23 protein-coding genes, 1 tRNA gene and 1 pseudogene are annotated in these 24,081 nt (G+C 53.1%); 12 read left to right on the top strand and 13 right to left on the bottom strand.

The window, feature by feature from the left end:
* Window positions 1-28: 28 nt before the first annotated feature.
* Entirely contained in the window at window positions 29-1,138 is a 1,110-nt protein-coding gene (locus PMIT1303_RS01965) for a PRC-barrel domain-containing protein (protein WP_063397308.1), read from the top strand.
* A 13-nt stretch (window positions 1,139-1,151) separates the two neighbouring features.
* Here PMIT1303_RS01965 and msrB read toward each other — a convergent pair whose 3' ends face one another.
* The 3 genes from msrB to PMIT1303_RS01950 all read right to left on the bottom strand — a co-directional run bounded on the left by msrB (window position 1,152) and on the right by PMIT1303_RS01950 (window position 3,033).
* Window positions 1,152-1,586, bottom strand: a complete 435-nt coding sequence (msrB, locus tag PMIT1303_RS01960) for a peptide-methionine (R)-S-oxide reductase MsrB (protein WP_063397307.1) — start codon at window positions 1,584-1,586, stop codon at window positions 1,152-1,154.
* Window positions 1,587-1,634: 48 nt separating this feature from the next.
* Window positions 1,635-2,936 (bottom strand): hypothetical protein, encoded by a 1,302-nt coding sequence (locus tag PMIT1303_RS01955; RefSeq protein ID WP_063397306.1) that lies wholly within the window; start codon window positions 2,934-2,936, stop codon window positions 1,635-1,637.
* A gap of 15 nt (window positions 2,937-2,951) precedes the next feature.
* A tRNA-Leu gene (locus PMIT1303_RS01950) sits at window positions 2,952-3,033 on the bottom strand.
* Between the two features lie 123 nt (window positions 3,034-3,156).
* Here PMIT1303_RS01950 and accC point away from each other — a divergent pair.
* Window positions 3,157-4,503, top strand: a complete 1,347-nt coding sequence (gene accC / locus PMIT1303_RS01945) for an acetyl-CoA carboxylase biotin carboxylase subunit (RefSeq protein WP_063397305.1) — start codon at window positions 3,157-3,159, stop codon at window positions 4,501-4,503.
* 17 nt (window positions 4,504-4,520) lie between these two features.
* On the opposite strand, the gene PMIT1303_RS01940 is transcribed toward accC, so the two are convergent.
* Window positions 4,521-4,841: a YggT family protein gene (locus PMIT1303_RS01940; RefSeq protein WP_063397329.1), complete on the bottom strand. Its 321-nt coding sequence runs from the start codon at window positions 4,839-4,841 to the stop codon at window positions 4,521-4,523.
* Between the two features lie 88 nt (window positions 4,842-4,929).
* Between PMIT1303_RS01940 and psbX the strand changes: the two genes are divergently transcribed.
* From psbX to PMIT1303_RS01920, 4 genes are all read left to right on the top strand, one after another.
* The gene (gene psbX / locus PMIT1303_RS01935) at window positions 4,930-5,049 is read left to right on the top strand and encodes a photosystem II reaction center X protein (protein WP_011130957.1); all 120 of its coding nucleotides are present in this window, start codon (window positions 4,930-4,932) and stop codon (window positions 5,047-5,049) included.
* A 104-nt stretch (window positions 5,050-5,153) separates the two neighbouring features.
* Complete coding sequence (locus PMIT1303_RS01930) at window positions 5,154-6,134, top strand: Ycf66 family protein (protein ID WP_063397304.1); 981 nt, start codon at window positions 5,154-5,156, stop codon at window positions 6,132-6,134.
* A 38-nt stretch (window positions 6,135-6,172) separates the two neighbouring features.
* Window positions 6,173-6,679, top strand: coding sequence for a hypothetical protein (locus PMIT1303_RS01925; protein WP_156486870.1), 507 nt, complete (start codon window positions 6,173-6,175; stop codon window positions 6,677-6,679).
* Entirely contained in the window at window positions 6,676-7,182 is a 507-nt protein-coding gene (locus PMIT1303_RS01920; protein WP_063397302.1) for a hypothetical protein, read from the top strand. The genes PMIT1303_RS01925 and PMIT1303_RS01920 overlap by 4 nt, the downstream gene beginning before the upstream one ends.
* A 16-nt stretch (window positions 7,183-7,198) precedes the next feature.
* Here the strand turns inward: PMIT1303_RS01920 and PMIT1303_RS01915 are convergent, their stop codons facing one another.
* The 3 genes from PMIT1303_RS01915 to PMIT1303_RS01905 all read right to left on the bottom strand — a co-directional run bounded on the left by PMIT1303_RS01915 (window position 7,199) and on the right by PMIT1303_RS01905 (window position 9,851).
* Window positions 7,199-7,357: a chlorophyll a/b-binding protein gene (locus tag PMIT1303_RS01915; RefSeq protein WP_063397328.1), complete on the bottom strand. Its 159-nt coding sequence runs from the start codon at window positions 7,355-7,357 to the stop codon at window positions 7,199-7,201.
* Between the two features lie 123 nt (window positions 7,358-7,480).
* Window positions 7,481-9,484 (bottom strand): ABC transporter ATP-binding protein/permease, encoded by a 2,004-nt coding sequence (locus PMIT1303_RS01910; RefSeq protein ID WP_063397301.1) that lies wholly within the window; start codon window positions 9,482-9,484, stop codon window positions 7,481-7,483.
* A 25-nt stretch (window positions 9,485-9,509) separates the two neighbouring features.
* Window positions 9,510-9,851, bottom strand: coding sequence for a histidine triad nucleotide-binding protein (locus tag PMIT1303_RS01905; protein ID WP_063397300.1), 342 nt, complete (start codon window positions 9,849-9,851; stop codon window positions 9,510-9,512).
* 61 nt (window positions 9,852-9,912) lie between these two features.
* On the opposite strand from PMIT1303_RS01905, the gene PMIT1303_RS01900 reads away from it, so the two are divergent.
* Entirely contained in the window at window positions 9,913-11,499 is a 1,587-nt protein-coding gene (locus PMIT1303_RS01900; RefSeq protein ID WP_063397299.1) for a YifB family Mg chelatase-like AAA ATPase, read from the top strand.
* Between the two features lie 685 nt (window positions 11,500-12,184).
* On the opposite strand, the pseudogene PMIT1303_RS01895 reads toward PMIT1303_RS01900, so the two are convergent.
* Together PMIT1303_RS01895 and def are read right to left on the bottom strand one after the other, a co-directional pair.
* Window positions 12,185-12,763: pseudogene (locus tag PMIT1303_RS01895) on the bottom strand (DUF3747 domain-containing protein); the annotation flags it as partial.
* 267 nt (window positions 12,764-13,030) lie between these two features.
* A complete protein-coding gene (def, locus tag PMIT1303_RS01890; RefSeq protein ID WP_063395258.1) occupies window positions 13,031-13,636 on the bottom strand; it encodes a peptide deformylase in 606 nt (201 codons plus the stop codon).
* A 66-nt stretch (window positions 13,637-13,702) separates the two neighbouring features.
* Here def and PMIT1303_RS01885 point away from each other — a divergent pair, with 66 nt between their 5' ends.
* Entirely contained in the window at window positions 13,703-15,661 is a 1,959-nt protein-coding gene (locus tag PMIT1303_RS01885; protein WP_063397298.1) for a S9 family peptidase, read from the top strand.
* Here the strand turns inward: PMIT1303_RS01885 and PMIT1303_RS01880 are convergent.
* Genes PMIT1303_RS01880 through sufB form a run of 4 tightly spaced genes read right to left on the bottom strand, consistent with a single transcriptional unit; the run spans window position 15,658 to window position 20,500 of the window.
* The gene (locus PMIT1303_RS01880) at window positions 15,658-16,962 is read right to left on the bottom strand and encodes a SufS family cysteine desulfurase (protein WP_063397326.1); all 1,305 of its coding nucleotides are present in this window, start codon (window positions 16,960-16,962) and stop codon (window positions 15,658-15,660) included. The genes PMIT1303_RS01885 and PMIT1303_RS01880 overlap by 4 nt on opposite strands.
* A 7-nt stretch (window positions 16,963-16,969) precedes the next feature.
* A complete protein-coding gene (locus PMIT1303_RS01875) occupies window positions 16,970-18,220 on the bottom strand; it encodes a SufD family Fe-S cluster assembly protein (protein ID WP_063397297.1) in 1,251 nt (416 codons plus the stop codon).
* On the bottom strand, window positions 18,220-19,008 hold the full coding sequence (gene sufC, locus PMIT1303_RS01870; RefSeq protein WP_011824983.1) for a Fe-S cluster assembly ATPase SufC: 789 nt from the start codon (window positions 19,006-19,008) through the stop codon (window positions 18,220-18,222). The genes PMIT1303_RS01875 and sufC overlap by 1 nt, the downstream gene beginning before the upstream one ends.
* 49 nt (window positions 19,009-19,057) lie before the next feature.
* Complete coding sequence (sufB, locus tag PMIT1303_RS01865; protein WP_063395261.1) at window positions 19,058-20,500, bottom strand: Fe-S cluster assembly protein SufB; 1,443 nt, start codon at window positions 20,498-20,500, stop codon at window positions 19,058-19,060.
* 374 nt (window positions 20,501-20,874) lie between these two features.
* Between sufB and sufR the strand changes: the two genes are divergently transcribed.
* The 4 genes from sufR to PMIT1303_RS01845 all read left to right on the top strand — a co-directional run.
* Window positions 20,875-21,522, top strand: coding sequence for an iron-sulfur cluster biosynthesis transcriptional regulator SufR (gene sufR / locus PMIT1303_RS01855; RefSeq protein ID WP_063397295.1), 648 nt, complete (start codon window positions 20,875-20,877; stop codon window positions 21,520-21,522).
* A 478-nt stretch (window positions 21,523-22,000) separates the two neighbouring features.
* A complete protein-coding gene (locus PMIT1303_RS01850) occupies window positions 22,001-23,098 on the top strand; it encodes a DUF4912 domain-containing protein (RefSeq protein ID WP_063397294.1) in 1,098 nt (365 codons plus the stop codon).
* 16 nt (window positions 23,099-23,114) lie between these two features.
* Complete coding sequence (locus PMIT1303_RS13695) at window positions 23,115-23,291, top strand: hypothetical protein (RefSeq protein WP_197459736.1); 177 nt, start codon at window positions 23,115-23,117, stop codon at window positions 23,289-23,291.
* Window positions 23,292-23,346: 55 nt separating this feature from the next.
* Window positions 23,347-24,081: phospholipase D-like domain-containing protein (locus PMIT1303_RS01845; RefSeq protein ID WP_231901230.1), on the top strand; the 735-nt coding region annotated here is incomplete at its 3' end.

Below are 24,081 nucleotides of genomic sequence, written 5' to 3'. Positions count from 1 at the left end.
CGATTCGCCCCCTGTTGAGGGCCTGCGTTTGACGACAAACCCATCCCCGAACGATCCACTGGACAAGGTTCCTAGCGACCGCCTCTGGCTGCGCTCCGAGCTCATGGGGACCCACGTGATCACCCGTGATACCGGACGTCGTCTCGGCGTCGTGGGAGAAGTCGTGGTCGACATTGATCGCCGCGAAGTGGTGGCCCTAGGCCTGCGAGACAATCCCCTCACGCGTTACCTACCCGGCCTCCCGCGTTGGATGCCACTTGATCGGATCCGTCAGGTGGGGGACGTCATCCTCGTGGATTCCTCTGACTCACTCAAAGAGGGTTTCACCCCAGATCGCTACAGCCGAGTGATCAACTGCCAAGTGATCACAGAATCTGGCCAGCAACTAGGCAGAGTCCTGGGGTTCTCCTTCGACATCGAAACAGGGGAACTCACAACCCTGGTGATTGGAGCAATCGGTGTGCCCTTATTGGGCGAAGGGGTCTTGAGTACCTGGGAGATGCCTGTAGACGAGGTGGTCAGCAGCGGCGCAGACAGGATCATTGTGTATGAAGGCGCAGAAGAGAAGCTCAAACAACTGAATAGCGGCTTCCTCGAAAAACTCGGAGTCGGCGGCCCCAGCTGGGAAGAACAGGAGCGAGAGCGCTACAGGATGAATCTTGTACCAGTGGAAAACCAGCTCAATTCAGGACAGCCCACTGAACAGGCGCAGCGCCGGCTCCAACCTTCCACCACTCAAACCTTTGAGCCGGAAGAGGAACTTGAATACGTTGAACTGGAAGAGCGTCAACAGGAAGTCATCCCCCAACAGCGCTATCTCGACGAAACACCCTCAAGCTCCCCAACGCGCTACCGCAATGACAGAGAAGAAAGAATGACCTTCGAAGAACCTCCTGCCTATGAACAAAGGCCAGTCTTCGAAGAATCAGCTGCCTATGAACAAAGACGAACCTTTGAAGATCAACAACCCCAGAGACCAAGGCCAGCCTCACGTCGACCTGTTCAGAGCCTTGGTGATCCTCTTGATGTGGAGCCCCTCGACTTTTCAGGACGTGATCAAGCTGGCCGAGACCGAGATGCAGAGGTAGAGGAGCCCCCACCGCGCCGTAATGGCACCGAACTGGACGACCCTTGGTGACGTTCGATTCAAATCAAACCTCTGACTTCTCGGAAAAATCAAGCGAAGCGCTGTTCACGCAGTACCTCTGACCTGTAGGAGCTGGTCCGTCGTTAAAGACATGGCCCAGATGAGCCCCACAGCGAGCACAGTTGATCTCAGTACGCTCCATTCCATGACTCGTGTCCCGATGGGTGGTAATCGCACCTGCCTTGACTCCATCCGAAAAGCTCGGCCAACCAGTGCCTGAATCGAATTTTGTCGCTGAGCTGAAGAGTGGGGCTCCACAACAGACACAGCAATACATCCCTGCTGCCTTGTGGTTCCAATAAGCACCTGTAAATGCTCGCTCCGTGCCTCCCTTTCGGGCAACCTGATACTGCTCATGAGTCAACCTGGCCTGCCATTCCTCAGGGCTGAGCTTGATCCAATCCACTGAATCGGAAGCGGAGGAATCAGACCTGGACATGGAAGGGAAAAGAAAGAGGACCTGCAAGACCCTAAACAGCCTTCGAATCTAAAAAGCACCGAGAGCTTTGGGCAGCAAACGACGCACCTGCTGAACCAGTGCAGACACAGCCCCAGGTTGCCCACGCAGGCTGCGCAGATCCTCGCGCAGCCCCATGAGCCGTTCAGGAGATTCCAGCCAAGCTGACGCCTCATTAGCAATGTCCTGTGGCGAAATTGAGCCCACTCGCTCCGGAACCACCATGCGTCCAGCAGAAATATTGGGCCAAGCCAGGAATCCATGGCGTCGCAGCCGCCATGCACTGAGCAAGACACCAATGCACCAACGCAATCCAGGGAGCCGAGCCAGCAAACCAATCCAGCCATCCCATGCCTGCATCACAGCCAAATGCTGGGTGGGCACGATCACAATCATTGGCAAGCCGAGCGCCCCCAATTCGGCCGTATTTGCCCCCACAGTGGTGAGAGCTAAATCACATTGGCTCAAGGGACCATGCGCAGGATGGTCCTCTTGGAGATAGATGACCGTACCGGCCCTGGTGATCAATCTTCGCCAAGGCTGATCAAGCTCAGCTGGCCTGACCATGGCAATAGCTGAGCGATAGGCAGCAGCAATCGGATTGCTCGAACTCATAAAGCTTTCCAACTCCTTAACGCTTGTAGTGGGTGCAACAGCAAGCAAAAACCGACATCCAGGTCGCAGCCGAGCCAATCGATCAGCCGCCTCCAAAAGGAAAGGAACCCCCACGCAGAGCTTGGCCCGTTTAGACCCCGGCAATAAAGCCACCCAGTCGCCTTGTGGCAGCGGAGCTTCAGCTCGTGCAAGACAAGACAAATCCGCCATCAGGTCTCCCACCACAGTGCAACGTTCCCGGAAACGACGTGGCAGCTGATCCCGCACTTTGGGAGACATCGCAGCAATGCAGTCATTCCAACGAGGCCAGCGGGCCACCCACTCGGCGTAGGTGAGATGGCGGTAGCCCAAGCGACCTGAAAGAAGCACGCTCCAGAACTGATCTCCCCCAAGGAAAACGACCACTCCTTGGCGAGGCCATGGCCCATAGCGTCGGGGAAAGAACAACAAATTCCAAAACTGATTTGCTGGCGTGATCTGCTCAAACTGAATCCATCGCCTAGCCGCATCAGCCTCCTGTCCTGTGGCATTCGGGCAAGGCACCAACACCAGCCTCAGGTCAATAGGCGAGCTTGCAGCGCGAGGACGCATCAATATGCTGCGATGCAGGCTCTCAGCAATGGGTCTAACCCAAGTCGCTAGTTCCCCTGGACCATTGGAAACCAGAACAACCGCCAGCGAAGTGTCCGGGATGACAGCTGGAGGGAGTGAGGTCAAGTTGTAAGGAAAGAATGCGGATGGCGAGACTTGAACTCGCAAGGCCGAAGCCACACGCCCCTCAAACGTGCGTGTCTACCAATTCCACCACATCCGCGTGGCCGACTAAACCTCGCGGGCTTCGTCGATCGAGGATCATACCGGCCAATGGTCCAACGTTTTGCAAAGTTGCCTGGCAAGGAGCGCTGATACGATCCGCCCAAAGACTGATTACTGCGGGATGACCATCGGCAAGGTGCTGATCGCCAACCGCGGCGAAATTGCCCTCAGAATTCTGCGTACCTGCAGAGAGCTGGATATCCCCACAGTGGCTGTTTACAGCACCGTGGATCGCAATGCGCTGCATGTTCAACTTGCTGATGAAGCCGTCTGCGTTGGCGAGGCCCCTAGCAGCAAGAGCTATCTCAATATCCCCAATATCCTCGCGGCTGCGACCTCCCGCGGGGTCGATGCAATTCATCCTGGCTATGGATTTCTAGCCGAAAACGATCGATTCGCAGAAATCTGTCGTGACCATGGCATCACCTTTGTCGGTCCTTCACCCCATGCAATCCGCTCCATGGGAGACAAGGCGACCGCTAAGGCGACCATGCAACAAGTCGGTGTTCCGACTGTGCCAGGTAGCGAGGGCTTGCTCGCCAATCCAGAAGAAGCAGCTGAGCTGGCGCAGGGAATGGGCTACCCAGTGATGATCAAAGCCACAGCAGGTGGGGGTGGCCGCGGCATGCGCCTGGTCACCACGCCAGACCAACTGGAAAACCTCTTCAAGGCCGCCCAAGGAGAGGCCGAAGCGGCCTTCGGCAATCCTGGGCTCTACATGGAGAAATTCATTGACCGGCCACGGCACGTCGAAGTGCAGATCCTGTCGGATCGACACGGCAACGTCATCCACCTCGGCGAGCGTGACTGCTCCATTCAGCGACGTCATCAAAAACTGTTGGAAGAATCCCCCAGCCCAGCCCTCACCCCCGAATTACGCCTGCGCATGGGTGAGGCTGCGGTGGCCGCCGCAAGGAGCATCAACTACGAAGGCGCTGGAACCGTGGAATTCCTCCTTGATCGCAAGGGTGACTTTTACTTCATGGAAATGAACACCCGTATTCAGGTTGAGCATCCCGTCACAGAAATGGTGACAGGCATTGATTTGATCGCAGAACAACTGCACATCGCCGGAGGCGATCCCATCAGCATCAAACAAGAGGACATCCAACTAAGAGGCCATGCCATCGAATGTCGAATCAATGCTGAAGACTCCACCCACAACTTTCGCCCCTCACCAGGGCAAATCACAGGCTGGTTACCACCAGGAGGACCAGGGGTACGCATCGACAGCCACGTCTATACCGGCTACGACATACCGCCTTTCTATGATTCATTGATTGGCAAGGTGATCGCCTGGGGACATAACCGAGACGCGGCACTCAAACGCATGAAAAGAGCACTCAATGAATGTGCTGTCACAGGCATCCCCACCACAGTTGCATTCCATCTCGAACTGCTCAATCGGGAAGAATTTCTGAGAGGAGATGTTCACACCAAATTTGTCGAACAGGACATGCTCGACTGAAATTCCTTCGCTCAATCTCAAGCAATGGCCTGGCTCTTAAGCAGCATCTGAGAGAGCAGTCCTTGCTGGCCAACCAACAACTCCCTCAACAAACTGATCAATCCAGCCCAGATCACGGGAGTGACATCCACTCCACCAATGGGAGCCACCACACGGCGGGTCATCGCCAAAAGAGGCTCCGTGGGCCAACTCACCAAAGGCCAAAACCCCTCGCTGAGCTTTACCTGGGGATACCAAGAGAGCACGATGCGAAAGATAAATGTCAGCGTCCAAAACGCAAGCGAAAAGGCCAGAACCAGATGCAGCGTTGGCAGCGCTTGAATCAGAACTGGTGTCACAAAGCTCAAAGCATCAGCAGTTCCATCGTAGAAAGTCACCCCTGATCATTAAGATCATGATGGCCTCGCCCAAGTCAGACCCACTGCTATGACCGCTTCTCTCGCCAATTATCTAAGCAGCCTCGTTTGGGCCGCAGTAATCGTGGTAATACCAGCTGCCGTTGCCCTTGTGTTGATCAGTCAAAACGACCAGATGTATCGCAAGTGATCGGGTTGACCGAAACTTCAAAGCACCCTTGGCGCACTTCGTAGACTGAGCCCAACGAGGTTGGTTTTCAACCTCCAGTTTAGGCGTTTTCAGGGGGCGCAATTGTGGTCAATGCCAGTCTTAACTGGGGCAGCATTGTTGGAATCGTGCTTGCAGTAGGCGGTGCTCTGCTGTATTTCATGCGATCGTTCAAGCCTGCCTTAGCACGCGACTACGACGTCTTTTTCGCAGCCATCGGCCTCCTTTGTGGAGGAGTTTTCTTTTTTCAGGGGTGGCGCCTGGATCCGATCCTGCAGTTCGGCGTGTTCCTGCTAGCCGGAACCACAATGTTTTTCGCCTACGAAAGTGTCAGGTTGAGAGGCGTAGCTGTCGAGGGGGCTCGGCGCTCCTCCTATTTCGATGATGAACCAGCTCCGCCTATCAACCAGGGTCGAGGCGGTGGCCTAAGGGGTGGCTGGGATGAACCCTACGACCGCTTTGAGGAACCCCAACCGGTTCGAAGACGCTTCTCCAGTCGAGACAACGACGATGCTGATCGCCCTCAAGAAGACTTATACAGGCCTCGCAGAACCACAAGAGCTGCAATACCAGAACAAGCAGCAAGCCGTCGCCGCAACAAGGAGGAAGAGTCCTGGGGCGAAGACTCAGAACGCTCTCGTCGCATGGCCCGATTCGGCCGCCAGGATGATGAACAAAACAATCGTCCTGACTTTGGAGAACGCCGCAATGTTCGCCAAGATCAGCGCCGGGGCAGCCGTCCCTCAGCCAATCAACAAACCACCAATCGAACCCAATTAAGCAACGAGCCAAGGCCTACGACTAGAGGGGGCTACGCCTCATCAAGAAAACCTGGTGTACCTCAGGGGTCTCAGATTGGTCCCGAGGCTGAAGATGCGGCCTACTCTCCTGCAAAGTCCAGGCCGACGGGATCCAGGCCCACAGCATCAAAACCCTCCCGACCACAAGGCAATCCCTCAGCCACCAGAACAGAAGCCGCGCCTCCTTCATCATCAATGCCTGAGCCAAGACGCTCAGCTCCGCGAAGTTCAAGACCTCGCGATAACAGTTCCCGTTTTGACGACTGAAGCCCATTGCCAACAACCTGCAGCAACTGATCCTGCTTTTGGGGTGCCTGGGCCTTGGGAGCTGCATCAATTCGATTGAGAGAGCACCAGGTGGCCTGCTTCAGCGCAGCCAGCAAGACCCTGCCCTCAGCGGCAATGGCGAAATGCTGGCAGTGATCGTCGATCAGCGAGGCAGGCCAACCGTTCAGCTCCGCGATCTTCGAGACGGAAAGATCCTGCCACTACGCCATTTCTCCCGTCACCAACCTCACAGTTCTCCCTCCCTGAGCTGGAATGGACGTTATCTGGCAGTGATCACACAAAAAGGCAATCGTCGTCTAACGATCATTGAAGACCGTCTAACCGGAAGAATCCACCCGCTTCCCCTACCGGGGGGGAGAGATCCTGTGAGCCTCAGCCTGGCACCAGATGCACGCCAGTTAGCTCTGCAAGTAGCCGATCAGGGGCATTGGCGCGTAGAGCTCTTCGATCTATCACAAATCCTTGAACCAGATCCAATCAGAGGGCTGAAGCGCTCAACTCCAACGAAAGAGGTTAGACCGTGAAATATGGGCTCTTACGAGATCTGCCGAGTTGGCTTGCAACTCTGCTTCTTTGCTTTGGGCTGGTTGCTTGCGGAAGAGAAGGATTGAGGCCACTCCAAGGCATCAATCGCTCACTGCTCCAATCTGCTAGCAGTCGTCGCCAACCGGCCCTTGGCAAGCGTTGGTTGGCCACTCTGGCCAACCATCAAGGAAAAGAAAGAATTGAATTGATCGACCTACGAAGCCGCAGACCGGTACTACTTCCAGGCCTGAATCGACCTGATGCTCAGCCAATCAGTGTGAGCGTGAGTGCCAATGGCGAACGCCTGGCGCTAGTAAGACAGCGTGACGACCAAACGGAACTGTTGCTCTATCACCGCAGTATGGGCACTGTTCATCGGCTTGAGCTCAGCGCCAAAGGGATCCCTCGCCATGTGATTCTGGATGGCAAGGGTCGACTTCTAGCAGTTCAAGTCAGCCGAGAGGGTCGTTGGGATGTGGACCTGATCCGTTTGCCAAGCTGATTCGACACCCAACCACTCAGGACAGCAAACCGGCCCAATGCACGAAGGTGTCGCGACTCACCACTTCGATGAGCAGCACAGCGGCCAATCCAATCATCGCGAAACGTCCATTGACCCGTTCTGCATAGGCACTCCAACCAAAAGCGGGGGGATCTCCCGTCGTCGCACTATTGATGGGTGGCTGGACCTCTGAACTTTCAGAACCCTGCTCGGATCCCTCGAAGACAGCCTGTTCGCTGGGAAGGTCCTGATCGCCTGGAAGGTTTTGCTTTGTTGAGGTCATCAAACCTGCTCAGGATCAATCAAAGTCATAGCTTGCGGAAGGGATCAAACGCCAGCTTCCATCTCCCACAAGTTGCAGCACTGAGTCGTGGAATTCGATCAGAGTAGGACGGTGACCGACACTGATGACAGCCAAATCACGATCCTTTAGCAGCTTGTAGAGATGCTTTTCGAGCTTGACATCCAAAGCACTCGTCGCTTCATCAAGAACAACAAAACGAGGCGCATTCAATAGCAGCCGCCCAAAAGCCAGGCGCTGCTGTTCTCCAAGAGAAAGGATCCGCGGCCAATCTTGTTTGACATCAAGATTGGGATAGCGCTCAATCATCTGATCAAGCTTGACCTCCTCCAAAACTGCTTTCAATTGATCATCGCTGAAACGATCTTCCTCAGCTGGATAACAAAGCTGCTCGCGCAATGTCCCTAGCAGCATGTAGGGCTTCTGAGGGATGAATAAAAGTTCCCCAGCAGCTGGTCGCTGCAATTCACCACCACCAGAACCAGGCCAGAGACCACTGACAAGGCGCAGGAAGGATGTTTTTCCGCAGCCCGATGGACCTACCACCAGCAGACGCTGCTGCTCCTCGAGGCTGAGACTGAGATCTCGGATCAGCATCCTGTCGCTGCCAGGCGGCGTGAGATTCACGTGACTAAGCAGAAGGCGATTTCCGCCAACCACATTTGACACCTTGGGCTTAACAGGCAACCCATCTTCATTGCCTGCACCAATCTCTTCTACTCGACCCTGAAACCCCTCAAGACGAGAAATACTGGCCGAGAAAGCAGCAAGCCGATCGATGTTATTAACGATATAACTGACGGAAAATAAAACCTGCGAAAAGGCAATGCTGGCTTGCCCAAATACACCAAAATCAACCTCTCTAGCAAAATAGATCGGTGCGATCACCAGCCAGGGAAGAAAGCGCGAGAAGTAATCATAAGAGCGCTGGATAACGCTAATCAGGGCTTCCCAAACAATCAACCTGTCGTAATTCCTTATAGCCCCATCGAGACGCCTATTAGCCTCGACACCCTCCTGAGCTTCACCACCATAAAATGCAATCGATTCAGCATTATCTCTTATATGAACCAAGCCATATCTGAAATCCGCCTCCAACTTCAACTGCTGATAATTCAGAGCAACCAAACGTCGACTAGCAAAAACGATTAATGACGTTCCAATCACTGAATAAGCAAGCAACAGCAAAGCCAGATTCCCATTTATATTCCATAAGACAATAATAAAACTCACGAATGTAAGAAGAGCAGAGATTACCTCCACCAGAACGCTCAAGCTTGTCCCAGTAAAACTACGAGTATCATCAGAAATTCGCTGGTCAGGATTATCAATTTCAGGCGAAGATTCATCATTTGGGTTAAGAATATAATAAGCACGATTAGAGAGGTAGCGCATCAGCAGCCGGCCACTAAGCCATTCTCTCCACATCAACCCAAGCTTGGGAATCAGATAACTCTGAAAGGCACGTATAGGAAGCGCCAATACCAAACAAAAAGCATAAATAGCAACAATCTTCCAAAAACCATCCCGGTCATAAGCAACCAAGGTGTTGTCCACATTGCGGGCAACGAAACTGATGCCAACGTTGATTCCGTTAATCACCAGAATCATTAACGAGATCACGCCCAACAGCAGCCAAGGCAACCAACGTCCTTCGCGGAGCTTGCCGCGTAAGGCGATGAAACATCCAGCGCCCAACATCATGAGACCGATGAGCAGCGGCCCAATCCATCCGTCCCAAATCGATGCCAGGCGCTCCGGCACGCCTGGCAGGAATCGATCCTGCATGGCAGGGATCAGCTCACCACTGAGAGCTAAAGCCCCCGTCAACAACAGCAAGGTGACGCCGACTACCAGTACCAGCAGAGCAATCACCAGCAACAGGAATTGCCAAGTGCGAGTTTCCTCAACTGGAAGGAAGTAAGGCTGCGCTAGTCGTTGCAGCTTGCCGAGCTGGTCAGAGAGCCCCTTGGAAGTTCCCTTGCTGTTGGTGGTTGTCATCGCGTCATTCTTGCCAGTTCAAGCCTCAACCGGGAGGCCAGGCCAGCGGACGGCCACCTATCACATGAACATGAAGATGAAAAACAGTTTGCCCTGCCTGACTACCACTATTGATCACGGTGCGAAAGTCATCAAGGCCCTCCTGCTTGGCCACCCTGGCTGCCACCAGCAGCAAATGCCCCAGCAACTCCATGTCCGTGGAATCAGCAGCCCGCAGGCTTTCCAGCGGCTTGCGGGGGATCACCAGCACATGAACCGGGGCCTGAGGCTGAATATCGCGAAAGGCCAGACATCTCTCATCGCTATAAACCTCATCACAAGGAATCTCACCGCGAAGCATCTGGCCAAAAATAGTGTCACCCGCCATTGAGTCACAGCCTGAGGATGGGACGGCTTGGGCATGAAATCCATGCACCGTCTGATTACAAATGCTGGCACGTTGCCTGAGTGGTTCTCTGCATGGCATTGAGGCCCTAGCCGTCACTGTGGAAGTGGATCTAGTGCCTGGGCTGCCAGGGCTGCAACTGGTAGGGCTACCCGACGCCGCCATACAGGAATCTCGTGAGCGAGTGCGATCAGCACTCCGCAACAGTGGCTTTCGCGGGCCACTCGTGCGAGTCGTGGTGAACCTGGCTCCTGCTGATCTTCGTAAAGAGGGACCTTCTTTTGATCTCCCTATCGCCCTGGCCCTATTGGTAGCCAGTGGCCAGCTGGATGGTCCGTTGCTTGCCAATCTCTGCTGCGCTGGAGAACTCGGACTCGATGGCAGCTTGCGGCCCTGCAGAGGAATCCTTGCCATCGCAAACCTGGCCGCCGCGCAAAACGTACGAGCGCTAGTGGTGCCATCAGCCAATGCCGCAGAAGCAAGCCTTGTGCCTGGCTTAACAGTACGAGCTGCTCATTCCCTCAGCGAGGTTGTAGATCTATTGCACCAACCCCAACCACTAGCACCTAAACACATCTCCAAAGCGGCCGTCACGGCAACAATCACGCGCAGACCAAACGATCAACTTCATCCACTGCTTGGTTACGCCTTGGGCCATAAAGCCCTTGCCTTGGCTGCTGCCGGGGGCCATCACCTCCTGATGGTGGGGCCACCTGGCTGTGGGAAAACCCTTTTGGCTCAACATTTAGCCCAGCTGCTGCCGCCGCTCACGCGCCAAGAGGCCTTGGAAATCACCAGTATTCACTCTGTGGCAGGAATGCTGAAGAGCACTCCCCAGTTAATGCAACAGCGACCCTTCCGGGCTCCCCATCACAGTTGCACGATTGCTGCCCTCGTTGGAGGCGGTGCAAACCCCAGGCCAGGAGAACTGAGCCTCGCCCATGGTGGTGTGTTGTTTCTCGATGAACTAGCTGAATTTCCACGCAAAGTTCTCGACCAACTTCGACAACCACTCGAGGAAGGAGTCATTCGTCTGAGTCGAGCCAGGCAGACATGTGCCTTCCCTGCTCAAATCACCCTTGTAGCAGCAACCAATCCCTGCCCATGCGGGTGGTTTGGAGATGAAGAGCATCCTTGCCGCTGTAGCCAATCCCAACGCCAGCGGTATTGGAGCCGCCTCTCTGGCCCCTTATTGGATCGCCTGGATTTACAACTGCGCCTCAAGCACCTACCCGCAGCTCAACTGCGCAAATCGGTTACCGGCTTCACTCCCACTGATCTCAATGATCAAAAGTTAATAGGCATCGAGCAGATCTTGCGCGCGCGCGCGCGGATGCTTGTTCGCAATCCTGATGGAAAGCTCAATCGTGACCTCTCGGCCCAGGATTTAGGACAAATCGGCCAGCTGGATGAAAAGGCTCTAGAGCTCTGGGAGCAAGTTGTGAATCACCGCAGACTCAGTGCCCGCAGCGGTCTAAGGATTCTTAGAGTCGCTAGGTCTCTGGCAGATCTTCATGATCAAGACAAAGTCAATAAAAGTGCGATAGCGGAAACAATGTGTTTCCGTAGTTTTGATTGTGGCGATGCCAAAGAAGATTTGGCCATCATTGCCAAGCAACTCGCCAGCTAATTTCCTTCGCCTTCAGCAATCATCCGTATCAAGCTTATTCCTACAAGGGCAAAATCGAATCAGATAGAGTTGATCATTAATCTTCGCTAAGATCATGCAAGCTGTATTCCAACCCATAGGCAAACCATTTATTTACACAAGTCATTAACAATATGTATCACAGCGAAGAGACTGTTGAACTAATTTTAGTTACGCCATAACAGCCAATCAGGCTGCGAATAATATCAACAGGCAACCACACTGACCAATCAACTCTAACAAAATTATTCGACTTAGCAAAACTCACGCCAATGGAATGCACTGTGGCTACTATACTTCTGATTCTTGGGCATATCATTCTCTACAGAAGTCTCGTGATGAAAAGTACTCTTTAGGCCAGCAAAGACCATGCTCTTAGATACTTGTCACTAAAACGGCTCAGACAAGTTAACTTCGCCAATTCTCTCCAACAATGGCCCAGCTCATTGAGCAAGTAACAAATTTTTAGCAAGGCAGGGTAACAGGCTGAATCTACTTATCGATCAAGAGATTCAACAGTTGAGGCCTCAGGTATTATTTCTTCAACAGTTTGCTCCTCAACATCTACCTCCTCCTCTGCAGTTACCTCCTCAACATCTACCTCCTCCTCTGCAGTTACCTCCTCAACGACTTCCTCAACTACGACTTCCTCAGCCGTGACGTCTTCATCTGAACTTCCAGGCCAAGTTTCGCTGAACACATACAGATGGCCAAGCGTACGTTGCCCATATTGGCGACGCATCAATTGCCAACCAGGCTCGAAGTTCAACTTAAGGAAATCACTACTAGAAACCCCAGAACCACCAGCCCTGGCCACGATCAGGGCTGGACTAGAGGTATCCCTAGTGGGGATGGCTAGCAAATGCATATCCCCATCAGTCCTCACCACACTCAAGCGATAGTGAGTTCCTAGGTCATCGCCCCCTATCCGCAACGAATACCCATTGCCGTCAATGTATCGATTGCAAATCCCGGTGAAATCAAACCTCGCAAGCAGAGGATCAACAACAGCCGGCAAACTTCCATCGACTGCAAAACAGGCTCGTTTGCTACTGCGTTGTTCGTAGATATTCAACTGCGACCTCTCACCCTTGCCAATCGGGGCACCCACCAAAATGAATCGGCTCTGCTCAACAGGGGCTGCTGTAAAGAGAGATCCCTGAGCCTGGACAGATGACGACCATCCAGTCAGGCCCGTCGCACCTACCAGGACCAGAGCAACTGCAGAGGGGAAATAACGAGCCATCAAGGCCTTCAAGATTCTGATCGAATCGTAAAAGTCTGCCGAGCAATCGGCTGCCCCCTCAGGCCGGTTTGTTGAGTCGAATCATGACCAACAGTGAATCCACCATGCCTGAAGCTGCAACCAGTAGAAGCTTGCCAGTCGCTAAAGCCACAAGAGATGGATCTCAAGCCCTTCAAAGCAACGCAAAGAAAGAACCACTCAAAGCGCGACGCCAAACACACAAGAAACCGTCAAGGGAAGCATCCTCAAAGGCTTCAGCCAACGCATTCAAACCAGCGGACGAACATCAGCTCGCTTGAAGCCATGCTCCTTTAACTCAAGGCTGAGCTCATTCTCATCGGTGACCCTGTCAACAAAAAGGACACCTTCAAGGTGATCCATCTCGTGCTGGATGCAGCGAGCCATCAGGCCGTCGGCCTTCATTTTGCGTGGTCGTCCCATCTCATCGCGAAAACTGAGCACGATCTCACTAGGCCGCACCACATTGAGATAAACGCCTGGGATGCTCAAGCAGCCTTCCTCATAGGTTTCAACAGTTGCACTGGAGCTAATGATCTCGGGATTGATCAACACCACTGGCGGGGTTGTAGGGGTTTCCAGATCAAGATCAAGGACCAAGAGCTGTTTATGAATTCCCACCTGAGGGGCAGCCAAACCAATCCCCTTAGCTGCGTACATGCTGCGAAGCATGTCCCTCACCAAGTCCCTCACAGATTCATCAACCTTGCCAATCCGACGGGTGGATTGCCGCAAAACCCCATTGCCCAAAGTGTGAATTTGCAGAGGCGGATGATCAAGCGGCTCCTTCGGGACTGCAACAGACCCCTTGTTTTTTTCGGCCGTACGTGCCAGCTGAGCGAAGCTTCGAGCCAAAGAAAAGTCTCAGCATCAGTTGATTGAGTTTAGGCAACTCCACCGCACATCAGACCCCAAACGGCCATGGAAAGCACCAGCCATCACCAGCGAAACCCGAAGCAAACCACTCAACCTCTTTCTGCCAGACGCGCTCTCGGACAAACACCCACCCTCAAAGAACCGCGCCTGATTGATGACTGGGTGCTTTGGCTGGAGCAACGTCCTCAGGAACATGGTCGCACCACTGCCCTTATCCGTCCCTGGGGTCAATCTGACCACCCCCCCCAAGAGCTAACACCTGCCCCAGCCAACCTGCGTAGTCGTATTCACGATTACGGAGGAGGGGTTCTAGCAACAGCCTGCCAAGACAACCAGCTACTGATGGCCTGGATCGATGATGCCGATGGCTGCCTCTGGTTCCAGCGCTGGCAGGGCCTAAACCAAGACACAAAAGGTAAGAAGGCATTATCTCCGCTCAAGCCGCCGCTTCGCCTCTCAAAACCAAACGATGCCCAACTTGCTGATGGTCTGATTGACCTCCCACGACAGCGCTGGCTCGGAATCATGGAAGCAGACAAGCGGGACTGGCTGGTGACCTTCTCCCTCAACCATGAGAACCAGGCTGCCACGGTGTTGCATCGCCCTGCTGATTTTGCTGGTTACGCGATCCTCAGCCCCAATGGAGATCAACTGGCCTGGGTGGAATGGCAACAACCGGCCATGCCCTGGGAGGCAAGCCAACTCTGGTGGGCCAGCCTCGACCCTGCGGGTTTGATCCAAAGCTCGGCTTGTCTAGCTGGTAGCAAACCACTTGATCACAAACAAACATCGGTTTTCCAGCCCCTTTGGTTACCCAATGGAGAGCTGGTTGTCAGCGAAGACAGCAGCGGCTGGTGGAATCTGATGGTGGCAAAGCTGACGACTGACCCCACTGTCCAACCCACTTGGCGACGCCCCTGGCCACTTTCAGCCGAAACCGGCATGCCGCAGTGGGTTTATGGCATGAGCAACAGCGCATGGGATGGAGAACAAATTCTGACCGCCGTCTGTGAACAAGGTTCTTGGAGGCTGAGCCGCTTGGCCGATGATGGACAGATCAGCACCATCAACCAACCTTTTGATGATCTAAATGGTCTGCAGGCACAGGAAGGTCGAGCCGTAGCCATCGCGAGTAATGCCACCACGAGCCCTGGGCTACTAGAGCTCAACCTCAACTGTGGCAGCTGGAAGCACACCCCAGCCAATGAGCCTTTACTGAATGCTGATGCAATCAGCGTTGCGGAACCTATCTGGTTTGAAGGCTGCCATGGCCAGGCAACCCATGCCTGGTATTACCCGCCAATCAATGGCAGCAAAGGCCCTGCGCCACTGCTTGTCAAAAGCCATAGCGGCCCTACCAGCATGGCCAACCACGGTCTAAGCCTCAGCATTCAGTTCTGGACATCCAGAGGCTGGGGAGTGGTGGATGTGAACTATGGCGGCTCCACTGGATTTGGCCGTGCATACCGCGAACGCCTACGGGGAGGCTGGGGTGAGACAGACGTAACGGATTGCGCCCAAGCAGCACTGGCACTAGTGAAATGCAACAAGGCAAACCCAACACAAATCGCCATTGAAGGAGGCAGTGCCGGTGGATTTACCACCCTGGCCTGCCTTTGTTTCACCGATGTATTTCGCGCTGCTGCCTGCCGTTATGCAGTGAGTGATCTAACCGCCATGGCAGAAGACACCCATCGATTTGAAGCGCGATACCTCGATCACCTAGTAGGCCGTTGGCCCGACCAAAGACAACTTTACGAAAACCGCTCACCTCTCCTGCATGCCAACAAGATCCAATGCCCAGTGATCTTCTTTCAGGGACTTCAAGACAAAGTGGTTCCCCCAGAGCAAACAGAACGGATGGCCAATGCCTTAAAAGAAAACGGCATACCAGTTGAACTGCACATTTTTGAGCAGGAAGGCCACGGCTTTCGCGACAGTGCTGTCAAAATCAAAGTCTTAGAAGCAACTGAGCAATTCTTCCGCCGCCACCTAAAGCTCTAGCTGTGCTCTCTTAAGAAGCCGATCGTCGCAGCCAATTCCTCAGCAAAACGATCCACTTCTTCTGGTGTGTTGGTGAAGCTCAAGCTGGCACGAGCTGATCCAGGGATCCCATAGTGACGATGCAAAGGCTGGGTGCAGTGGTGCCCACTACGAATACAGATCCCTGCTGAATCAAGCAGGGCACCAATATCATTGGGATGCAAGCCATCCACCGTGAAAGCCGCCAGGACCGCCCGATCAGGCTCCTGCTGAGGAGTTGGGCCCAGAATCGTCAACCCATCGATGCCTTGGAGGCGATCAAACAATTGCAGCGTGAGCTGCTGCTCCCAAGCGTGAATACGATCTAGGCCAACCTGGTTCAGGTAGTCGAGAGCAACGCCCATACCAATCGCTTCCCCAATAGCAGGGGTACCTGCTTCAAACTTGTAAGGCAGATCAGCCCAGCTGCTGTGTTCGAGATACACATCCTGAATCATTTCGCCACCACCGAGGAACGGCGGCATGGCATCAAGCAACTCCTCTCGAGCCCAAAGAAAACCCATCCCGGTTGGACCACACAATTTGTGGGAAGAACCCACGAGAAAGTCACATCCAAGCCGAGACACATCAACAGGCATATGTGGCAAGCTCTGACAAGCATCCAGCAACACCAGAGCACCGAAGCGATGAGCCTCTGCAGTGACCTCAGAGATAGGGTTAAAACAGCCCAACACATTGCTCAAGTGAGCCAGGCTGACCAAACGAGTGCGCTCTGAGAGCTTTTGCCGAAGATCATTTAAATCAAGCTCCCCGCAATCGGTGAGGTCGACAAAGCGCAGCACGCAACCTGTTCGCTTGACAAGCATCTGCCAAGGGACAATGTTGCTGTGATGCTCCATCAAGGTGAGCAGCACCTCGTCACCTTCATGGAGGTTGGCATCACCCCAACTGCGAGCCACCAGGTTGATCGCCTCACTTGCATTCCTGGTGAAAACGATTTCCCGCGCGCTTGAGGCAGCGATGAAATCAGCCACCTTCTGACGTGCTCGTTCAAAATCCTCGGTAGCCCGAACACTCAACTGATGGGCACCACGGTGCACATTGGCGTTGTCATGGTCGTAGTAATGCTGTAAGGCATCCAGCACCTGCCGTGGCTTCTGACTTGTCGCCGCATGGTCCATGTAAATCAAGGGCTGGCCTAAGCAGGCGGTCTGGCCTAGTAGCGGGAAATCCGCTCGCGTGAGATCTGCCAGGTTGGCTGAAGCTTCTACAGCAGCCATCGCCAACGGCATGCTCTGATCTGAACTAACGGAAGAGGTCATGATCGGCTCAAACCCCATCCAACAATCGAGTCAACGGCCGCCAGGCCTGTGCAGTTGATGGGAGCATGCAAATCACGTCATCACAAAACGCGCGCAGTAAAAGCTGTGCGGCTTGATCAGGTGAAATTCCGCGACTTTGAAGATAAAAAAGTGCCTCCGGCTGAAGCCGGCTCACTGTGGCCCCATGGGCGCATTTCACATCGTCAGCAACAATTTCCAACTCAGGCTTGGTGTCAATTCTGGCCCGATCTGAGAGCAACAAGCTACGACTTAGCTGAGCGGCATCGGTACGCTGCGCCTCACGAGGCACCTGCACTACCCCATTAAAAACACTGCGGCCATGACCGGCTGCAACTACCTTGTGAAGTTGATCCAAGGTTCCTTCCGGGCCATTAAAACGCACGCAGGAATGAGTATCAGCAAGCTGATTAGCCTGCACCAGTTGAAGGGCCCGCAATTGACTCTTGGCACCACCATTCAACTGAATCAATTGGGGCTCATGACGAATCACACCCCAACCTTGACAGACACTCACCAGGGAAACATCACTGCTTGTTTCCTGCTCAACAGCAAGATGAGCCAATAATGCAGCTTGAGGATGGCCGAAAGCTAGAAGGCCATGACGCAACTTAGCCTCACTTTGCAAGTGAGCTTCCACCAAAACGCTGGTGAGATTGGCACCTGAACTCAGCTGAACTTGTAGCAACTCAAGCTTGGCCTTTTCCTCAAGCAGCAAGAGCACCCGCACGGCAAAAACACCCCGATCGGCGCCGGCATCACACACCAATTCAAGAGGGCTATCCACTATCCCGTGAACCCGCAAGCCAATGACTTGTGACGCGATGGCCTGATTAAACGCCACAGGCCATTGGCCTTTGGATCTCGCCAGGTTCAAAGTGTGCCCAAGAGAATGCTTGAGTTCCGCATCGCTAAGCGGCGACAGGCCCTTCGGGAGAGTCACTCCTGCAAAAGGATCCTGCCCCGTCCCTAAGACCAGACGTGTCACCTGATCAGAAACACCAGGAGCCGATGGCTCACCTAGAGAGCAAATCTGTCGAGGCTCAAGCTCAGCGATGGGTGCAAGATCACAAAAACGCCATGCCTCTTGTCGACGATGAGGAGCAGAGAGGGTTTCAAGGTGATTGCGCGACTGAGCCTGGCAGGCAGCCATCAGACCTGATGGGGCGTCAAGACTGTGCAAGAGACGCTCACACCAGTCATCGAGAGCTGAGGAGTTCTTGATGGGGGCTTCCACCATCAGGTCATCTCCAGTGCATCCAATTCACGATCAACCCATTCATAACCTCGTTGCTCCAATTCAAGTGCCAGCGCCTTGTCACCGGAGCGCACAATCCTCCCCGCCGCCATCACATGCACGTAGTCGGGTTGAATGAGATCAAGTAGACGCTGGTAATGAGTAATCAACAGGGTGGCATTATCAACATTTGCGAGTTGATTGACACCCCCAGAAACGATGCGCAAAGCATCGATATCCAAACCGGAATCGGTTTCATCGAGAATCGCTACAAGAGGTTCTAATAAAGCCATTTGCAAAATCTCATTGCGCTTCTTCTCTCCACCACTGAAGCCCTCATTCACCGAACGATCCAGAAAAGCTGGGTCCATCTGCACCAAACCGAGACGCTCACGCACAAAGTCTTCGAACGCAAAGGTATCCAATTCCTCCATGCCTTGTTCTAGGCGACGGGCATTCGTGGATACCCGCAGGAACTCAAGATTACTCACACCAGGAATCTCAACCGGGTACTGAAAGCCGAGAAAGAGCCCAATTCGAGAGCGCTCATCTGGCTCAAGAGGGAGTAAATCCTCACCGCGATAGAGAACACTGCCCTCGGTGACTTTGTAAGCAGGGTGCCCTGCCAAGACCTTAGACAAAGTGCTTTTACCGCTACCATTACGACCCATCAAGGCATGAATCTCGCCTGCACGGATGGTGAGATTTACTCCATTAAGAATAGGCTGATCATCAACGCAGGCACACAAGTCGCGTATCTCTATCAGTACTGGAGCATCGAGAGAAATCACTATGAGAAACGAAAAGAATTAGGAGGGGTTAAGCCAGCGAAGAAATTCATTATCCAACCGAACCCTCCAATTTAAGAGCCAATAGCTTATCAGCCTCAGCAGCAAACTCCATTGGCAACTGACTAAAAACATCTCGACAAAATCCACTAACAATCATCGAAATTGCAGCTTCAAAATCTATGCCCCGGCTCTGAAGATAAAAAAGCTGATCTTCTGAGATTCTGCAGGTACTGGCCTCGTGCTCAATACTGGCATCAGGCTGTTGACTGCGTATATAAGGATAGGTGTTGGCTCCAGCCTGGTCACCAATCAGCATGGAATCACACTGGCTGTAATTCTTGGCATTGACAGCCTTTGGACCCATCTGCACCAGACCGCGATAGCTGTTCGCCGAATGGCCTGCGCTGATGCCCTTGCTCACAATCGTAGAGCGAGTACGAGGCCCTAGATGGATCATTTTTGTGCCAGTATCTGCCTGCTGACGATGATTTGTGAGAGCAACCGAATAAAATTCACCTACGGAATCAGCACCTTGCAAGATACAACTTGGATACTTCCAAGTAATCGCTGAGCCTGTTTCTACTTGTGACCAGCTAATTTTACTGCGCTCGCCACAGCAATGCCCCCGCTTGGTGACAAAGTTGTAAATACCTCCAACGCCATTCTCATCACCGGCATACCAGTTTTGTACCGTGGAATACTTGATCGAAGCATCATCAAGTGCCACCAACTCCACAACAGCAGCATGGAGTGTATTGGTGTCAAACATTGGAGCTGTACAACCCTCCAGATAGCTCACAGACGCCCCCTCTTCTGCAACAATCAAAGTCCGCTCAAATTGTCCAATATCGCCCGAATTAATACGAAAGTAAGAAGATAATTCCATCGGGCATTCCACACCCCTAGGAATAAAAACAAAAGAGCCATCGCTGAAAACAGCTGAGTTCAACGCTGCAAAATAATTATCATTCGAAGGCACAACTGTGCCAAGGTATCTGCGAACCAATTCTGGATACTCATTCACAGCATCAGTAATCGAGCAAAAGACCACTCCATGCTCAGCAAGCTTTTCTTTATAGGTGGTTGCAATCGAAACGCTGTCAAATACTGCATCAACAGCCACATTTGACAAGCGTTTTTGTTCACTAAGAGGAATGCCAAGCTTATCAAAAGTTTCCAACAAAGTAGGATCGACCTCATCAAGGCTATTTTTTTTCTCCTTCTGTTTAGGTGCCGCGTAGTAAACAATATCTTGATAATCTATCGGTGGATAACCAAGCCCTGCCCAATCAGGCGTTTGCAATTTAAGCCAGTGTCGATAAGCCCTGATCCGAAAATCAAGCAGGAACTGAGGCTCATTTTTCTTCTCCGAAATCAAGCGAACCACATCTTCATCAAGACCCTTAGGGATCTTTTCAGTTTCGATGTCAGTTACGAACCCATACTTATAAGGCTCTGAAACAAGCTGCCCAACGTGGCTTTGGCTGGTCATAATTGATAGCCGATCAGAAGGGAGTGAAGGTTTTGAAACCCTCTAGAAAAAGGCCTTTGCTTGTGAAATATGGAGGACCGCATCTGGCATGACATCGAGAAGGAGGATGGGCCGATCAACGTAGGCACGACGACATGAATAAACAAGAAGCCGTTGAAGGCTCTCAGGAGAAACGAAACCTATTGGTTTCGTTTCCAGAAGCCTAAGGCAAAAGGCCTTGAGGTGACTGGCCGCTTGGTGAAGCACTGTTCAAGACTCAACCAGATTGTGTCCATAGGATTGCGGCTGGAACCCTGCGTTGAACCTGATCTAACGCAACCTATGCCGCCACCTTCTGTTTCTGCGTGGCATGGTTATAGGAGCACTGACTATCCATGACCACAGAGGCGCAGGCACCTACCCGCGAAGCAACCCTCACTCTGCTATTGCGGCAGGGTGAGAGTAGTGCGGCAAACCTGGCCGCATCGTTGGGCATCTCAGTCCAAGCAATGCGACGCCATCTACGCAGCCTCAAAGACGATGGTCTGGTCGAGGCCAGCCCAACTCCCACAGGCCCAGGGCGTCCCTCGAACCTCTGGCAATTGACAGAGCAGGGACACCATCACTTCCCTGATGGCAGTGAGACTTTCGCCCTCGGCTTGATGGAGTCCATGAAAGCCGCCCTGTCTCCCGAGACATTTACTTCACTACTAAGTCAACAAGCACTCAAAAAAGCCAACCTCTACCGCCATCAGCTCGGCTCAGGGTCAATCCAGGATCGCCTTGAGAAGCTGGTGGAATTACGTCGCCAAGAGGGCTATGCAACGGAATGGCAGCCAGCCCCAGATGGTATTGGCTGGTTCATCAAAGACTTTCACTGTTCCCTGCAAAGAATTGCAGAGGAGTATCCATCGGTTTGCGAGCAGGAATTACTGCTCATGAGACAAACATTCCCCGACTGCTTGATTGATCGAGTGAACTGGCGTCTGGAATACGGCAATTGCTGTGGCTTCCAAATCAAGCCAACTCAAGGTAATGACTGACCAGGAGACTTAGTAGGTGCATCCTCTCAGCCTGGAAGTCCCTTGGGCAGATCCAAGCCAGGCTCAATCAAATCCGCGACAGCAAAACCTGGAAGCGGCACCTTTGCCTTCCTGGTCTAGGTCATATCTTCTACCAATTCCGTGGAGGCAGACCAGCGGAGTCCTTGCCCTGGATGCACTCACAAATACCTATGCATCTCATTAAGGGGGCGTTCCCGCCCCCTTAATGAGATGCATAGCAAAGGTGCATTTCGCAGCATTGAGCTCTGATCCATCCCTGCTCGGGGACAGATCAACAGAAGGTCCCATTCACTGCGAAGAGCAAACCTGAATTTTTTATTTGTAGGTGCGCTCAATTGAGCATCACCTGCAGATCCCAGTGCGGTCAGTAGATGCTGACCACCAGAGTTCTAACCACCCGTAAACGACCAATTGCCCACAGAATGTGATCCCAAACAAAAACGGAGTGTTTTTAGACGTGACCCAAGCCTTATCTTCTATGGCACGTCTCACCATCCGTCAGCTCCGCCAAGTCGCCAGCGATTTGGGTGTAACCCTTTACAGCCGAAAGACCAAGGAACAATTGCTCAGCGCTATTACTGTTCGTCAGGAAAAGGAAGAAAGCAACCGACAGGGACGAGAAGCTGAACTCAATTCCCCATCCAGACTCAAGTCCGATACTCGGGTGGTTTTCCTACCCCGAGATCCTCAATGGGCTTATGTCTTCTGGGAAATCTCCGAAACTGATCGCAAGCGAGCCCTATCGAAAGGGGCCAACCGGCTCTGCCTACGTTTAACCGACGTAACCGGCATCGATGACGACAAAGCACATCCCCACACACTCCAGGAAGTCTCTGTAGACAGCCACAGCAACGAATGGTACCTACCTGTTCCAATGTCTGATAGGGACTATCGAGTTGAACTCGGCTATCGCGTCGGTACTCTCTGGATGTCCCTGGCCTTTTCCTCTATAGCCAAGGTCCCAACACTCCACCCCAGCGAGCAAATCCTCGATCAGTTTGTTCCCTTCAGCCTTGAGGGCATCACAAGCAGTCCTGCGCCCACCACTACACAAGCACCACAGCTAGAGGATGATCCCATTGGCGACGCAATCGATAGCGGGCTACACGAGCGGCTCTATCAGAGCGCCACAGAACACTTCCGCAGCAGCAGGGTCGGGTCGGAAGTCTTCCAAGAACACAACAGCTTGAATAGCGATCAACGTGGTCTGAACGAGTCAGGCATCGGCCTTTGGGCCAGTGGTCGTAATGAGTCCGGAGTGGGTGGAGTACCACCACGCCCAAAAACCTTCTGGCTTATTGCCGACGCTGAGCTGATGATCTACGGCGCAACAGATCCTTCTGCCCGCCTAACCATCGGTGGCGAAGACATTCCTCTCTCCAATGATGGAACCTTCCGAATCCAAGTGCCCTTCCGCGACGGAGAGCAGGTCTATGCGATTGAGGCCACTGCGGCCGATGGTGAGCAGAAGCGCAATATCACCTTGAACTTCCAACGGAGAACACCCACCGATAACACAAACCCCGAAAACCAGGCAGTCGCAGAATGGTTTTAAATGAGCTTCCAAGATCATGACGACGTTGCGTAAGTTTGTCGCCATCACGCCACTCGCTGGGGCGATCATCCTCCCTCTCGTTGTACCCCTCAGCATGGCCCGTCTTGGTGTCGGTGCAGGAGTCCTCATAACGCTGATGGTGTCCACTATCTGGTTCGTAACCATGCTGCGCACTGCAGAAATGCCCCATTAACAATCTGGGGCGAAATCAAGGTGGAACCCTATTAGCGAGTGGTTGAGGTCAAAAGGTGTGCAAGCAAGCCTGGAAGTGGATGCTCCCCATACTTCTAGGGTGTGCAAGTTGCAGCAAAGTTGGATCTATACAGGGCAATGCCCCTACGGAACTGCCCTTACCTGAAAGAATCCAGGTCGTTTTCAACCATCGCGATCTAGCGCGATACCGCAGTCCTCTTAATGATCAGTGGCGCAACGGCGACAATCTTGAGAAGTTCGTCATCACTGCCATAGAAAAAGCGCAGCAAGAGATTCTTGTAGCCGTGCAAGAACTCAGCTTGCCTGGAGTAGCAGACGCACTCGTCGCAGCCAAGCAACGGGGCGTGACCGTGCAAATGGTGATCGAAAACAGCTTTAGCCAGCCCTGGGGTGATCTACATGAAGCAGATCTGTCCCTTCATGAACGCCGTCGAGTGGCCCATCTAAAGATGTTGGCAGATCGTAATCACGACGGGGAGCTAAGCCCCTCAGAACGCTATCGCGGCGATGCGATGCAAATCCTCAGGCGTCATCAAACCCCTTTGATTGATGACAGAGAAGACGGCAGCAAAGGCAGCGGGCTTATGCATCACAAATTCTTGGTTATCGATCATCAAATAGTGATTACTGGAAGTGCAAACTTCAGCAATTCAGGCATGCATGGAGATCCCGCAGCGATGCAAACGCGCGGCAATGTCAACCACTTGCTGAGCTTCAACAGTTCAGAACTAGCTGAACTTTTCAAAAAGGAGTTCCTTTTGATGTGGGGC

Source organism: Prochlorococcus sp. MIT 1303, from assembly GCF_001631965.1.
GTDB classification, from domain to species: Bacteria; Cyanobacteriota; Cyanobacteriia; order PCC-6307; family Cyanobiaceae; genus Prochlorococcus; species Prochlorococcus marinus_D.
Note: the sequence above shows the minus strand (reverse complement) of the source record. Positions and strands in the feature narration are given on the sequence as shown.

Excerpts from the sequence above, each read along its gene's own strand:
- msrB (WP_063397307.1), bottom strand. The coding sequence starts at position 1,586 with ATGTCCAGGTCTGATTCCTCCGCTTCCGATTCAGTGGATTGGATCAAG.
- accC (WP_063397305.1), top strand. The coding sequence starts at position 3,157 with ATGACCATCGGCAAGGTGCTGATCGCCAACCGCGGCGAAATTGCCCTC.
- psbX (WP_011130957.1), top strand. The coding sequence starts at position 4,930 with ATGACCGCTTCTCTCGCCAATTATCTAAGCAGCCTCGTTTGGGCCGCA.
- PMIT1303_RS01910 (WP_063397301.1), bottom strand. The coding sequence starts at position 9,484 with ATGACAACCACCAACAGCAAGGGAACTTCCAAGGGGCTCTCTGACCAG.
- PMIT1303_RS01905 (WP_063397300.1), bottom strand. The coding sequence starts at position 9,851 with ATGGCGGGTGACACTATTTTTGGCCAGATGCTTCGCGGTGAGATTCCT.
- PMIT1303_RS01900 (WP_063397299.1), top strand. The coding sequence starts at position 9,913 with ATGCTGGCACGTTGCCTGAGTGGTTCTCTGCATGGCATTGAGGCCCTA.
- PMIT1303_RS01885 (WP_063397298.1), top strand. The coding sequence starts at position 13,703 with ATGGAAAGCACCAGCCATCACCAGCGAAACCCGAAGCAAACCACTCAA.
- PMIT1303_RS01880 (WP_063397326.1), bottom strand. The coding sequence starts at position 16,962 with ATGACCTCTTCCGTTAGTTCAGATCAGAGCATGCCGTTGGCGATGGCT.
- PMIT1303_RS01875 (WP_063397297.1), bottom strand. The coding sequence starts at position 18,220 with ATGGTGGAAGCCCCCATCAAGAACTCCTCAGCTCTCGATGACTGGTGT.
- sufB (WP_063395261.1), bottom strand. The coding sequence starts at position 20,500 with ATGACCAGCCAAAGCCACGTTGGGCAGCTTGTTTCAGAGCCTTATAAG.
- sufR (WP_063397295.1), top strand. The coding sequence starts at position 20,875 with ATGACCACAGAGGCGCAGGCACCTACCCGCGAAGCAACCCTCACTCTG.
- PMIT1303_RS13695 (WP_197459736.1), top strand. The coding sequence starts at position 23,115 with ATGACGACGTTGCGTAAGTTTGTCGCCATCACGCCACTCGCTGGGGCG.